10 protein-coding genes, 1 tRNA gene and 1 rRNA gene are annotated in these 13584 nt (G+C 63.8%); 7 read left to right on the top strand and 5 right to left on the bottom strand.

Annotation, left to right across the window (positions count from 1 at the left end; all coding sequences use genetic code 11):
• Window positions 1-43: 43 nt before the first annotated feature.
• Entirely contained in the window at window positions 44-1639 is a 1596-nt protein-coding gene (locus tag DAD99_RS05035) for a PucR family transcriptional regulator (protein ID WP_193340618.1), read from the top strand.
• Window positions 1640-1664: 25 nt separating this feature from the next.
• Here the strand turns inward: DAD99_RS05035 and DAD99_RS05040 are convergent.
• Window positions 1665-1738, bottom strand: a tRNA-Thr gene (locus DAD99_RS05040).
• A 151-nt stretch (window positions 1739-1889) separates the two neighbouring features.
• Window positions 1890-2780 carry a DsbA family protein gene (locus DAD99_RS05045; protein WP_193340619.1) on the bottom strand — a complete coding sequence of 297 codons (891 nt, stop codon included), beginning with the start codon at window positions 2778-2780 and terminating at the stop codon, window positions 1890-1892.
• Window positions 2781-2960: 180 nt separating this feature from the next.
• Between DAD99_RS05045 and DAD99_RS05050 the strand changes: the two genes are divergently transcribed.
• The 4 genes from DAD99_RS05050 (at window position 2961) to DAD99_RS05065 (ending at window position 8194) form a co-directional block, all read left to right on the top strand.
• Entirely contained in the window at window positions 2961-4463 is a 1503-nt protein-coding gene (locus DAD99_RS05050) for a trehalose-6-phosphate synthase (protein ID WP_305072179.1), read from the top strand.
• The gene (otsB, locus tag DAD99_RS05055; protein WP_193340620.1) at window positions 4453-5283 is read left to right on the top strand and encodes a trehalose-phosphatase; all 831 of its coding nucleotides are present in this window, start codon (window positions 4453-4455) and stop codon (window positions 5281-5283) included. The genes DAD99_RS05050 and otsB overlap by 11 nt, the downstream gene beginning before the upstream one ends.
• A 234-nt stretch (window positions 5284-5517) precedes the next feature.
• Complete coding sequence (locus DAD99_RS05060) at window positions 5518-6600, top strand: ABC transporter ATP-binding protein (RefSeq protein WP_193340621.1); 1083 nt, start codon at window positions 5518-5520, stop codon at window positions 6598-6600.
• A gap of 175 nt (window positions 6601-6775) precedes the next feature.
• Entirely contained in the window at window positions 6776-8194 is a 1419-nt protein-coding gene (locus DAD99_RS05065) for a DUF4032 domain-containing protein (protein ID WP_193340622.1), read from the top strand.
• A gap of 81 nt (window positions 8195-8275) precedes the next feature.
• Here the strand turns inward: DAD99_RS05065 and DAD99_RS05070 are convergent, their stop codons facing one another.
• On the bottom strand, window positions 8276-9646 hold the full coding sequence (locus tag DAD99_RS05070) for an FAD-binding oxidoreductase (RefSeq protein ID WP_193340623.1): 1371 nt from the start codon (window positions 9644-9646) through the stop codon (window positions 8276-8278).
• 205 nt (window positions 9647-9851) lie between these two features.
• On the opposite strand from DAD99_RS05070, the gene DAD99_RS05075 reads away from it, so the two are divergent.
• Window positions 9852-11588 carry a glycoside hydrolase family 13 protein gene (locus DAD99_RS05075; RefSeq protein WP_193340624.1) on the top strand — a complete coding sequence of 579 codons (1737 nt, stop codon included), beginning with the start codon at window positions 9852-9854 and terminating at the stop codon, window positions 11586-11588.
• A complete protein-coding gene (locus DAD99_RS05080) occupies window positions 11588-12634 on the top strand; it encodes a LacI family DNA-binding transcriptional regulator (protein ID WP_309233205.1) in 1047 nt (348 codons plus the stop codon). The genes DAD99_RS05075 and DAD99_RS05080 overlap by 1 nt, the downstream gene beginning before the upstream one ends.
• Window positions 12635-12761: 127 nt before the next feature.
• Here DAD99_RS05080 and DAD99_RS05085 read toward each other — a convergent pair whose 3' ends face one another.
• Window positions 12762-13259 (bottom strand): SRPBCC domain-containing protein, encoded by a 498-nt coding sequence (locus tag DAD99_RS05085; RefSeq protein WP_193340626.1) that lies wholly within the window; start codon window positions 13257-13259, stop codon window positions 12762-12764.
• Window positions 13260-13362: 103 nt separating this feature from the next.
• A 5S ribosomal RNA gene (gene rrf, locus DAD99_RS05090) occupies window positions 13363-13479 on the bottom strand.
• Between the last annotated feature and the right edge of the window lie 105 nt (window positions 13480-13584).

The following is a 13584-nucleotide window of genomic DNA, read 5'->3' on the forward strand; positions in this document are numbered from 1 at the left end:
TGAGTGACGGCCATCACGCCGCATATTCGTCAATCGACCACAAATGACGAAGGCGCTTAGATATTTGTATAAGATCACTAGGCCGTCATCCCTACAGAAAGAAGGGCACCCGGTCGTGATTACTGTCGAAGAGCTCATCGCTGAGCCGCAGTTGGGCCTGAGCCTGCTCGCAGGCTCAGGGGGATTGGGAAACCGAATCACGTGGGCGCACACATCGGATCTTCCCCGGCTGTGGGAGTGGGTCACGGGCGGCGAGATCATGATGACCAACGGGTTATCGATTCCGCCCGATGCCGCTGGTCAGGTCGAACTTGCTGAGTCGCTGGTCAGGGCCGGCGCCAGCGCATTGGCTGTGGGCGAGAAGATGCACGCACCACAACTCCTGCCTGAATTCATCAATGCCTGCAATGCCCTCCCATTGCCTGTGGTCAACGTGCCCTATCCCTTGCCGTTCATCGCCATCGCTCGATCTGTCGCGGAGTCTTCCCTCCTGGAGGAATCGCGTAGGCTTCGGCAGACGGCTAGAATTTATGATCTTCTCCGACTTGCCGGAGCGGGAAACCAGTGGCAGACGCTGATCGACGGAGTAGCTGCTGAACTGAATTCCCAGCTGTTCGTGGTGGATCGGCGATGTCTGCACCCGTGGCACCCGGACAGTGAGCCGCTCCCGGCAGCGCTGGCAGCGGAGCTGAAGCATCGCGTGGGGCCGGCGGCGGCCACAAAGAATTTCCAGTGGCATCGGTTCGGCGACCAACACATCCTCATGATGGACATCCCCACGCACGCCAACGCGCTCCTGGTGGTTGTGCCCGCTTCCGATCCGCACCCCGACGCCGTCGTTCTGCTCCATGCGGCGACAGTTTTGGGCTTGGAACTGTCCCGTACAGTGCTGGGGCTGGAGAACAGGCTCCGTCTCGGTGCCGACTTCCTTCTGCAGGCGTTTGACGGCCGCTACGGGATTAAGGATCTGGAAAGCCGCCTGTCCGAATTCGAAATTCCGGCGCAGGAGTTCCTGGTCATCTCGCTGTCCAGTGCTGCAGGACAGGATCTTGCCAACGTCCACGCGAATCTTTGGCGTCACGGCCTGCCTACAGCATGCCTGCAGACTCACAACAGGCTCCATGTTCTCGTGTCCACGCAGTGTTCGGACGAGCTGCTATTCCATGCTCTTCCGGGAGGCGTCAGGATCGGAGTCAGCACCCCGACCACCCCTGCAGGCATTCAAAGCGCGCTTCAGGAGTCACTGTGGGCGCTGGGAACCGCGGGCGGCGCCACCGAGCACTTAGTACGCTACGCCGAAGGCCCTTCGTGGCTGGGGTTAACCAGATATGAAGAAGGCAAGGCACTCGTCGAACGGTTGCTTGGTCCGGTTTTCGAGTATGAGCGCGGCCGCCAGCCGGACCTTATCGTCACGCTAAGAACGTACTTGGACATGCAACGGTCCTGGCAGAAGACGGCAACCGCCCTGTTCGCGCACCGGCAAACCATCATTTACCGGCTACGTAAGATCAGTGAGCTGACAGGGTTGGACGTGACCGAAACGTCAACATTGGCCCAGCTCTGGTTTGCACTGCAGATTCATGAGGCGATGGAGATCCGCGGCGGTCGCGAGCCGTTGGCAGCACGGGCTCAAGACTGACCCCGAAGGTCAAAGCCATCATCGGAGCCTCCTGTCAGATTCGAACTGACGACCCCCGCTTTACAAGAGCGGTGCTCTGGCCAACTGAGCTAAGGAGGCGCGCCCCGTACAGGGCGTGCGCCGCTACGGCGCTAGATAAGGTTAGCCCAAGTCCGCCCGCTCGTAAAAACGCCGGCCAGGGAGAAACGAAGCAAAAAGAAAGGACCTGCCCCCGGAATCGATCCGGAAGCAGGTCCCTGAGTGGAAGGACCTAGCCCTTCGCGGTGATCGCTGCCTGCAGGAAATCCGGGAACGGGGTCTGCGCGCTGGCACCCTTGCCCCACTGCTGGCCGTCCACGAACACGGTGGGCGTGCCGGTGACGCCGATCGCGGCGGCCTGCTTTGTTGTGAACTTCACGTACGGACGGTAGGTCTTCCCGTCGATGCAGGTGTCGATGTTCTTGGCGCCGATGTCTGTCGCCATAGTCTTGAGCTTGTCGTCAGAAAGTCCGGCGCTGCCTTCGGCAGGCTGGTTGGCGAACAGGGTGTCCACAAACTCCGCATACTTCTCCGGGGACTCATTCACTACGCACGCGGCCGCATTGGCTGCACGGGAGGAGTAGTTTGTGGAGGACCGGTTGTCCAGGAACCCGAGTGCCCGGTATTCCACCGAGATCTTGCCCTCGTTCCGCAGCGACGTCAGCTGCTCGTTGTACTGTGTCTCGAAGTTCTTGCAAACCGGGCAGATGAAGTCAACGTACAGGACCACCTTGACCGGTTTGCCTGCCTCAGCTTCGGCGCCCGGCGCCACAACCGACTCCGGCGCGGTTTCCGGGGGCGCACCCACGGCGGCAGCGTCAACGGTGGCCGGTTCCAGCTTCGCGACGTCGGTATTTGCCAGCAAGGTGATGCCACCGTTGGCGTTTCCATTCGCCGGCGTCGGCCCCTGGTCAGCGATGGGGGCGTTCTGCCTCATCGTTGTGGTCACCACCAGACCCACCACCACAAGGATGGCCACCACGGCCACCACAATGCCCCAGCCGATCAGCAGTTTGTTGCGCTTGTCCTTCTTCAGCTGCGCCTCACGGATCAGGCGTGCCTTTTCGCGCGCCTCCGAGGTTCGTTCAGCCTTGGACTTGCGTATTTCGTTTGCGGGGCTCATGTGTTCCTTGGGTCGATCGACATAGGGGGACCACTCTGTGGCGACTCCACCATTTTAGGGGACAAACCTGAGAGCTTGCGCTTTCAAGTATTCAGCCCGAACAACCAACGGACGAATAGCCGTGAAGATTCCATCCCATTAAGGTGGTTTAAAGGCACAAGCAAACCCCAGGGGGCCGCAATGCAAACACCCGTCCAAGAAAAACCATCAGCTGTACCTGCCGCCGGCGCCGCCGCACGCAGCCACAGCAACGTGGCCACATACGATTTTATGGTTGTTTCCAACAGGCTGCCTGTTGACCGCTGCGCGCCAGGTGACAGCGGCGACGACGGCTCCGGCTGGCGCCGCTCCCCCGGCGGCCTGGTGACTGCCCTCGCCCCCATGATGACCAAGTCCGACGGCGCGTGGGTGGGATGGCACGGCGCCCCGGACGAAACCGTCGGGCCGTTCAGCCACGGCGGCATGGACCTGGTCCCCGTCCAGCTGAGCAACGACGACGTTGAGCTCTACTACGAGGGTTTCTCCAACGCCACCTTGTGGCCCCTCTACCACGACGTCATCGCCCCACCGGAGTTCCACCGGACCTGGTGGGACGCCTACCGCAAGGTCAACCAAAGGTTCGCCGACGCCGTCGTGCGCCATGCAGGTCAGGGCGCCACGGTGTGGGTCCAGGACTACCAGCTGCAGCTGGTGCCGCGGCTGCTGCGCCAAGCGCGGCCGGACCTGCGGATTGGGTTCTTCAACCACATCCCCTTCCCCCCGCCGGAGATCTTCGCGCAGCTGCCCTGGCGGCATGCCATCATCGACGGCCTGATGGGCGCGGACTTGGTGGGCTTCCAGCGCCCCAGCGATGCCGGCAACTTCATGCGCTCCGCCCGCCGGTTCCTGGGCGCCAGCGTCAAGCAGCAGCAAGTGCATGTGAAGGGCAAAGACGGCGAAATCACGCACATCGCCAGAGCCCAGGCCTTCCCCATCTCCATCGACGTGGCCCAGATCAGCGAACTGGCCCACAACCCCGAGATCATCGAGCGTGCGCGCCAGATCCGCCAGGACCTCGGCAACCCCAAGACCATCCTCCTGGGCGTGGACCGGCTCGACTACACCAAGGGCATCCGGCACCGGCTCAAGGCCTTTGAGGAACTCCTGAACGAAGGCAAGCTAACGGTCGGCGACGCAACGCTGATCCAGGTTGCCAGCCCAAGCCGCGAACGGGTTGAGCAATACCGCCTCCTGCGCGAGGAAATCGAAGGAACCGTCGGCCACATCAACGGCACCTATGACACCATCCAGAACACCGCTGTCCGCTACCTGCACCATAGCTACCCTGTGGAGGAGATGGTGGCGCTTTACCTCGCTGCCGACGTCATGCTCGTGACCGCCTTGCGGGACGGCATGAACCTCGTGGCCAAGGAATACGTCACCGCCCGCAAGAACAACGACGGCGCCCTGGTCCTCAGTGAGTTTGCCGGCGCCGCTGACCAGCTTAAGCAGGCGCTGCTGATGAACCCGCACGATATCGACGGCCTCAAGGAGACCATCATGCGGGCCGTCGATTTGCCTCCCAAAGACGCCGCTCGCCGTATGCGCTCCATGCGCAAGCAGATCCTGGAGCACGACGTCGACCACTGGTCAGCTGACTTCCTGGCTGCCCTGAACGAGAAAGTTGTGCGAGATGACTCCTGAGGCCCGTCCCGCCAAAGGCCCGCTCGCTTTGTCCCCCGAACTGCGGCAGGCCGCCCGGCGGATCGCCCGGACAGAACACCTGCTGGTGGCTTTGGACTTCGATGGCACCATTTCCCCGCTGGTTGACCGCGCGGACGACGCCCGCCCGCTTCCGCGCTCGGCCGCAGCTTTCGCCGGGCTAGCCGCCCTTCCACGCACGACGACGGCACTCCTCTCCGGCAGGGCCCTCGCCAGCCTGCGCGCTGTCGCCTCACCCCCGGTGGACACGCTGCTGATCGGCAGCCATGGCGCCGAGGCATGGCTGGGCCCCGGTTCCGCGGAGCTGACGCTGGACGCAGCCCAGCGCCTGCTGCTGGCCGAAGTCCGCGGCGTCCTCGAAGAGATCGTTGAGCAGGCACCGGGCACGCTGCTCGAAGACAAACCCGCAGGAGTGGTCCTGCACACCCGGCTGGCGACTGACGATGTCGCCGAGGACGCGGTGGCTGCGGCCCGTTCAGTTCTCCAGGACCGCAAGGGCGTTTTCCTGAAGAACGGCAAACGCGTCCTGGAAACGTCGGTAGTCAACGCCTCCAAGGGCGAGGGCCTGACGTTCCTGCGCCAGATCACGGGGGCCACTGCTGTCTTCTTCGCCGGCGACGACGTCACGGACGAGGACGCGCTGGCCCGGCTGGAATCCGGCGATGTGGGCGTCAAGGTGGGCCTGGACTTCACCCAGGCCGAGTTCCGGGTGGAAGCGCCGGCCCACGTCGCGGAACTGCTCGAAGTACTCCTGCAGGAACGGAGCCTGGTGGTGGCCGACGAAGAGCCCGGCACTGACTGAACCTCGGCGACATGTCCAACCTCACGTGTGACCTCCGTAACATTTGCACCAATATGCCATTGACCTGACATACTCTTGGTTGTGATGTGGCGCACAGGAACCGTGCGGCGTCACGTGATACTCCTCGGCTTCGGCCGGGGAGTACACGGCTGCAATGCCGTGGATAACTGAATTACATGAACCATTCACTACGGATCGTCCGGCACGTACCTGCCGGTGAAGGGATTGATAACTGTGGCTACAGTTACTTTTGATAACGCTACGCGTCTGTACCCGGGCACAGAGAAGCCCGCTGTTGACAAGCTCAACATTGACATCGCCGATGGCGAATTCCTGGTCCTCGTTGGACCCTCCGGTTGCGGCAAGTCCACCTCCCTGCGCATGCTTGCGGGCCTTGAGGACGTCAACGCAGGTCGAATTCTTATCGGCGACCGCGATGTCACCGATGTTCCGCCGAAGGACCGCGATATCGCGATGGTTTTCCAGAACTATGCGCTGTACCCGCACATGTCAGTTGCGGACAACATGGGCTTCGCGCTGAAAATCGCGGGCGTTTCCAAGGAAGAGCGCGCCGAACGCGTCCGTGAAGCCGCCAAGCTTCTTGATCTCGAGCCATACCTGGACCGCAAGCCGAAGGCACTCTCCGGTGGCCAGCGCCAGCGTGTTGCCATGGGCCGCGCCATCGTGCGTAACCCGCAGGTGTTCCTCATGGATGAGCCGCTTTCCAACCTCGACGCCAAGCTCCGCGTCCAGACGCGTACGCAGATCGCATCCCTGACCCGCCGCCTCGGCGTCACCACCGTCTACGTCACCCACGACCAGGTCGAGGCAATGACCATGGGTGACCGCGTGGCTGTGCTGAAGGACGGCCTGCTGATGCAGGTTGACACCCCGCGCAACCTCTACGACAAGCCCAAGAACGTCTTCGTTGCCGGCTTCATCGGCTCCCCCGCCATGAACTTGCTCGAACTGCCCGTAGTCGACGGCGGGGTTCAGTTCGGCGGAACGGTTTACCCCGTGCCGCGCAACGTCCTCGAAGAGGCGCATGGTGCCACCGTCACTCTGGGTTCCCGCCCCGAGGACCTCGAGCAGGTAGCTGCCGGCGAAGGTCTCCAGGTTGAGGTTGATGTCGTCGAGGAACTCGGTGCCGACGCCTACGTCTACGGCCACACCACGCTGGACGGCAAGGACCACGACATCGTGGCCCGAGTCGACGGCCGCCGACCCCCGATGAAGGGTGACTCAATCTACGTTCGCCCGCAGTCCGGACATGTACACCTGTTCGACACCAAGACCGGCCTGCGCCTCGGCGGCTAGTCCCGGTTGCGGAGCCTGAATCCGGTGGTTGCACCAGCTGTCACCACCTGATCGGCACCGCTCTGCACCAACCGACGGCGGCCCCTCCTTACCGGACGGGCCGCCGTCGTGGTTTAAGCGTGGCTTTCCTGGCTTTGTTTAGGCACCCCGCCCCTACGTACGGAAGAATTGGCACATGACCGAGGAAAGCAGCGCCCAATGGCACGACGAACCCACCGACTACGGCCAGATCGGCAAACTCCCTCGGTTTGAAGCTGCCAGCGCCAACGACGCCAAGAGTTCCAGCGTCGCCAGTAACCTGAACATCACGGCCGCCGCGGCTGACCCGGAGCTTCTGGACCTGCCGTGGCATATCGCCCTGGAGGACTGGCCGGCTGAGAACCTGGCAGCGCTGCCACGCGGCATTTCGCGGCACATCGTGCGTTTCGCCCACTTGGGCGGCTCCGTCATCGCCATCAAGGAAACATCGGAGCATGTGGCCCGCCACGAGTACCATATGCTCCGGAAGCTGGCCCGCCTGGATGTCCCGTGTGTTGTACCGGTGGCAGTCATCACGGGCCGGACCACCCTGGATGGGCGGCCACTGAACCCCGTGCTGGTTACCCGCCACCTGAAGTTCTCCATGCCGTACCGGGCCCTGTTCTCGCAGATGCTGCGCAAAGACACCCTGACGAGGCTCATCGATGCCCAGGCTCTGCTCATGGTCCGGCTGCACCTCATCGGCTTCTATTGGGGGGACGTCTCGCTCTCCAACACGCTCTTCCGTCGCGATGCGGGCGCCTTCGCCGCCTACTTGGTTGACGCCGAAACCGGCGAGCTGTATCCCGATCTCTCCACCGGCCAGCGGGAGTACGATCTCGAGATTGCCCGGGTCAACATCGCCGGTGAGCTGATGGATCTCCTGGATGGCGGCCTGATCGAGGAGAAGGTGGACCCGGTGGCCACCAGCGAACTCATCATGGAGAGCTACCGGCGTCTCTGGACGGAACTGACGGAGAAGGAATCTTTTGAACTCGGCGATCGGTGGCGTGTGGGCGCCCGTATCCGCAGGCTCAACGAGTTGGGCTTCGACGTCGAGGAATACGCCATCAAGACCACCCAGAACGGTTCCACCATCCAGCTCCAGCCCAAAGTGGTGGACGCCGGCCATCACCAGCGCCGGTTGCTGCGGCTGACCGGGCTCGACGCCCAGGAAAACCAGGCCCGGCGCCTGCTCAATGACATGGATTCCTTCCGGGCGGACAACAACCCGGGGATGGACGAGGAATACAGCGCGCACCTCTGGGTCAGCCAGGTCTTCGAGCCCATTGTGCGCTCGATCCCCCGCGACCTGTCCGGCAAGCTTGAGCCGGCGGAGGCAGTCCACGAGGTGCTTGAGCACCGTTGGTATATGTCAGAGGAGCAGGCCCGCCACATTCCGCTCGCCGAGGCTGTGCAGTCCTATATTGAGTCCGTCTTGCGCCACCGCAGGGACGAGGCCGCCATCATGCTCAACCCGGACACGGCGATGCTGAAGATCCTCGAAGTGGAAACCGAGGAATCCCGCTATGATGCCGACGAATCCATCGAAGAGTACCCGGACGTCGACGACTGACCTGCCCCCGGGGGCCCGGCAGCGGTGGTAGCACGGTTGTGTTAACACAACCGTGCTTGTTTGTGGAGCGCCGGCCTCTAGCTAGATGGCCTTGCCCGGGTTCAAGATCCCTGCCGGGTCAAAGAGCTCCTTGATCCTGCGCTGGAGCTCCCGGACGGGTTCCGGCTGTTCCAGGCCCAGCCAGCGCAGTTTGTACTGCCCGATCCCGTGTTCCCCGGTGATGGTGCCGCCCATTTCGAGGGCAGCTTCGATGGAGGCATCCAGGGCTAAGTTCAGCCGCCTCATGGCGTCAGCGTCCACCGCATTGCCCTGCCTGTCAATCCAGAAGGTGGGGTGCAGGTTGCCGTCGCCGGCGTGCGCCACGACCTTCAAGCGCACATCGTGCGTGGCCGCGAGGTCTTCCAATGCCGCCACGTAATCCACCAGGCGCGAGCGCGGCACGGCCACGTCCTCGCCGACGCGGTATTCGTCATCCACTTCCACACCCCGGCTGTTCCGGCGCAGCTCCACGAGTTGCTCGGCTTCCGCCGTGGATTCCGTGCTCACTATTGCGCCGCTGGCGGCGAGGACAGAACGCACGACGTCGGCCTCCGCCGCTGCCCCGAACCCGTCAGTCTGAATCAGGAGCAGCGAGCGGCCGCGTGAACTCAGGTCGGAGCCGTGGAGGTCATCCAGCTGGGCCAGCGTGCCGCCGTCGAGCAGTTCCATGATGGCCGGCTGCACCCGGGCCCGGCCCACAGCCAGGACGCCGGCGGCGGCCTGCCGGAAGTTCGGGTAGAACGCGGCGATGGTATGCACGTCACGGGGCAGATACTTGAGCCGCACGGTCGCCCCCACCACGATTCCCAAGGTGCCCTCCGAACCGACAAACAGCCCCGTCAGGTCGTAACCCGCAACGCCTTTGAACGTCTGGTGGCCGGTGCGGATGAGGGACGCGTCGGCCAGCACCACCTCCAGCGCCAGCACCGAGTCCCGGGTAACGCCGTACTTGGCGCAGCGCAGTCCCCCGGCATTCGTGGCAACGTTGCCGCCGATCGTGGAGGAACGAAAGCTCGCCGGATCCGGCGCGTACATCAGGCCATGCTCTGCTGCCGCCTCGTTGAGGGCCGCATTGACCACTCCTGGCTCGACGACGGCGGTCTCGTCGTCCGGGTTCAGGTCAAGAATGCGGTTCATCTGTTCCAGGGACAGGACTACACAGTTCCTGCTCGCGTGCGCGCCGCCGGAAACGCCTGTTCCTGCTCCGCGGGCCACAACGGCGACATTGTGGGCCGCACACAGCCTGACCGCCGCCTGTACGTCCGTGACAGACCTGGCAAAGATTACCGCTTCGGGCAGCTGGAAATCCAGGACGGGGGCCTGGTCCACGGCATACCTCGCGAGCAGTTCCTCCTCGGTACTGACCTGCCCTGCGCCGAGGGCGCCCACCAGATCTTCAACCAAGCCGCCCACGCAGCCTCCCCGTTCCTTGTCGTTGTTGTCGTTGCGCTTCTCCCCCAGTCTAGGGCGGTGCTTCCCGTTGGCCCGTCATCTGCCAACCGGCTGTAAGCGTTTCCAGCAAGCACGGACCATCCGTAACATACTGGTGAGTAGACCTTCATGCCTTGACGTGGAAACGTTTGCAGTTTCCCGCCGGTTAGGGTCTAAGCTGTCCTCCATGTCTGTAGATACAGCGTTTAACGCCACCGCCCCGCTGATGGATCGGCTGTCCCACATCCGCGACGCCGACAACTCACCCGGCTGGTGGCGCTCCGCCGTCATCTACCAGGTATACCCGCGATCATTCCGCGACCTCAACGGAGACGGCATCGGCGATCTCGCCGGGGTTACAGCGGAGCTCCCGCAGCTGGCCGAGCTGGATGTGGACGCCGTCTGGCTGTCCCCGTTCTACAAATCGCCCCAACGCGATGCCGGCTATGACGTCAGCGACTACTGTGACGTGGATCCGATCTTCGGCACCCTCAGCGATTTCGACATCATGATTGCCGAAGCCAACCGCTTGGGGCTGCGGGTCATCGTGGACCTGGTTCCCAACCACTGCTCGGACCAGCACGTGGCTTTCCAGGCAGCACTGGCCTCCCCTGCAGGCAGCCAGGAACGCGACATGTTCATCTTCCGGGACGGAGTCGGGCCCGAAGGCCACGAACCGCCCAATAACTGGCAGTCCCACTTCGGCGGCCCCGCCTGGACCCGGGTAACCGGTCCTGACGGCCGGCAGGACCAGTGGTACCTTCACCTGTTCGATTCCTCCCAACCTGACTTCAACTGGGACAACCCCGCCGTCCACGCCGAATTTGAGCGCGTGCTCCGTTTCTGGCTGGACCGCGGCGTCTCCGGCTTCCGGGTGGACGTCGCCCACGCCTTGGTCAAAGCCCCGGGGCTGCCCGCCTGGGGCGGCCGGGCCGACGGCGGAAGCTCGGACGGCTTCCCCGGCCACGAGGCTCCGATGTTCGGCCAGCCGGCCCTCCACGACATCTTCCGGGCCTGGCGCCTCATCCTGGACAGCTACGGCCCGGACCGCATTCTGTGCGCGGAAGCCAACGTGGATCCGCTTCCGCGCCTCGCCGAATGGGTCCGGTCCGATGAAATGCACCAGGCCTTCAACTTTCCCTACCTGCACGCCGGACTGGATGTCTACCGGCTGCGCAGTGTTATCACGGACTCGCTGACCGCCCTGGACGCCGTGGGAGCCCCCAGTACATGGGTGCTGTCCAACCACGATGTAGTCCGCCATTCCAGCCGCTTTGGCTACAACGGATCCGGTCCGCGAGACGGCGACGGCATTGGTCCGGCGGATCCTCAGCCGGACACAGCCCTGGGCCGCCGGCGTGCAGCCGCCGCCTCATTGTTTATGCTGGGACTGCCCGGCGCCGCCTACCTGTACCAGGGTGAGGAGCTCGGGCTGCCGGACGGCATCGATATTCCGGAGCACCTGCGGCAGGACCCTACGTTCGCACGCACCGGAGGCGCCCGGTTGGGCCGTGACGGCTGCCGGGTTCCCCTCCCGTGGCGAACTGCAGAGCGGCACCTGGGCTTTGGCTCGGGCGAGGATCCTTGGCTTCCCTTGCCGGCGAGCTTCGCGGAACTGGCACGGGACGCGCAAGCCGCATCGCCGGCGTCGCACCTTTCCCTGTACCGGAACATGCTGGCCCTGCGCCGTGAGCTGGGTTTGGGCAGCGGATCACTGGCTTGGGCCGAGGACTGGTGCAGCGGTTCGTCCCTGGCATACATTAACGGCGATACGCTGGTGCTCATGAACCTCAACCACGAACCCTTGGAAATGCCGGCCGGCAGTGTCCTCGTCCGCAGCGCTGACTCTGACCCGGGCGCAGCACACTTCCTGGCTTCCGGCGAGACCGCATGGCTGCGGATTGGCGGAGGCGACGCAGACTAGTGGGACTTGCTGGCATCAAGGATGTTGCCGACCGCGCCGGGCTGTCGATCGCCACTGTGTCGCGGGCGCTCAGCGGCAAGGCAAATGTGTCGGCCAAGAGCCGGCAGTTGGCAAAGACCGCGGCCGACGAGCTGGGCTTCGTCCCGTCCTACCATGCATCCAGCCTGGCTTCAGGCCGTAACCACAACGTGGGGTTGGTGGTCCCGTCCATCCACCGATGGTACTTTTCGTCGGTGCTGGAGGGCGTGTCCGGCACTTTGCTCGACGCCGGCTACGACCTCACCCTGTACAACATGGGTGACCTGCCGGAACGCCGCCGCAGCGTCCTGACCGACTTCCTGCTCCGGAAGCGGCTGGACGCAGTCATCACTGTGGCGCTCGTCCTCAGCGAAGCCGAAATCAAGCAGCTGCTGGCATTCCGCCGTCCAATTGTAGGCATCGGCGGCGCCCTGGCCGGCGCCTCCACCATCAGGATTGACGACGCCGGCCTCGCCCGGACCGCCACCGAGCACCTCCTCGGGCTGGGCCACACCCGGATCGCCCACATCACCGGCAACGCCGAACTGAACCAGGACTTCAAACTGCCCGGGATACGCCGGGCAGGTTTTGAAGCTGCAATGGAGGCTGCGGGGCATGCGGTCCGCCCCGAATGGGTAGTGTCCGCGGACTTCACCATCCAAGGCGCCTACGCGAGTGCCCGCAGCCTCCTGGCCTCCGCGGCCGGGCGGCCAACTGCAGTTTTTGCCGCCTCCGATGAGATGGCCATCGGCGTCATCCTCGCTGCCCGCGACTTCGGCCTGCGTGTACCGCAGGATCTCTCCGTGATCGGCATGGACGGTCATGAACTCGGTGAGGTCTTTGGGCTGACTACCATCAACCAGGATGCGCGCGGCCAGGGCGCCCTGGCGGCCCGCATGCTGCTGGAAACGCTCGACGCCGGCGCGAAGCGGCCTGCGAAGGGCACGTCACCGCCGGCGGCGGCCACTGACCGGGAGTACCCCACAGAGTTCCTGGTCCGGAACAGCACGGCTGTACCGCCGGCCTGACGCTGCATCGCAGTTCCATGCTGAACAGGGTCCGCTCCGGACTGCAGCTGTTCTGGGCCGGAACATTTCTGGGCCGGTTTGTTCTGAGCGCGGTTTGTTCTGAGTTCGGTCTGTTGTGAGGTGGCCGTCAGGCCTGTGCGTTCCCGCCCATGAACCTCACGAAACGGTCCAGCACCTTCGGCCAGCCAGCAGCATAGGCCGCGCGCGTGGCGGCAGGATCCTCCGCACCTTCCCAGCCGTCGTGGACCAGACGCAGCTCCGTCCCGGATTCCACCGCCCTGAACGCGACCCGCAGCTCTGTGGACCAGATAGCAGTAGTCCCTGGATGCCAGGACGCGTGGAAGGAAAGGGGCGGCTGCCAGTCATCTATGGAGCCCCAGACCGCGGTCCTGCCGTTGTCAGCTGTTTCAACGATGAGGTTCTCCTCAAACTCAACGTAGGATCCTGCCCCGTACACACCGTGTGAATCGAGTGGCCACCACAGGTGCGTGTGATCCGTGAAGCCGGTGAACGTCTGGGCCACCGGCCCCGGCACAGTGACAGTACAGGTGACGGCTTCCAGGCTCTCTGCGGTCTCAACAGAGACAGGTAGGGCATCATCCGCGTGGCTGAAAAGGTTATCCATGGACGTCAACTCTACGCAGGTCCACAGGGTTTTGTGGGTTGGGTGGTTAACGTGGGAGAGCCCCTCAACCTGGTGGTTGGGGGGCTCTCGACCTGTAATGATGTTCCGGCGGTGACCTACTCTCCCACACCCTCCCGGGTGCAGTACCATCGGCGCTGTGGGTCTTAGCTTCCGGGTTCGGAATGGGACCGGGCGTTTCCCCCACGCTATGACCGCCGTAACCCTTCTACCCGGCCCGTTCAGGCGTGCCTGTACGGGTGGGAAATCTGGTTACAACATTGTGGTGTTGTTATGTTGTTGTGTTGTGTTCCTGTGCAACGGCCCG

The organism is Pseudarthrobacter sp. AB1 (assembly GCF_014926485.1).
In the GTDB taxonomy this organism is placed as follows: domain Bacteria; phylum Actinomycetota; class Actinomycetes; order Actinomycetales; family Micrococcaceae; genus Arthrobacter.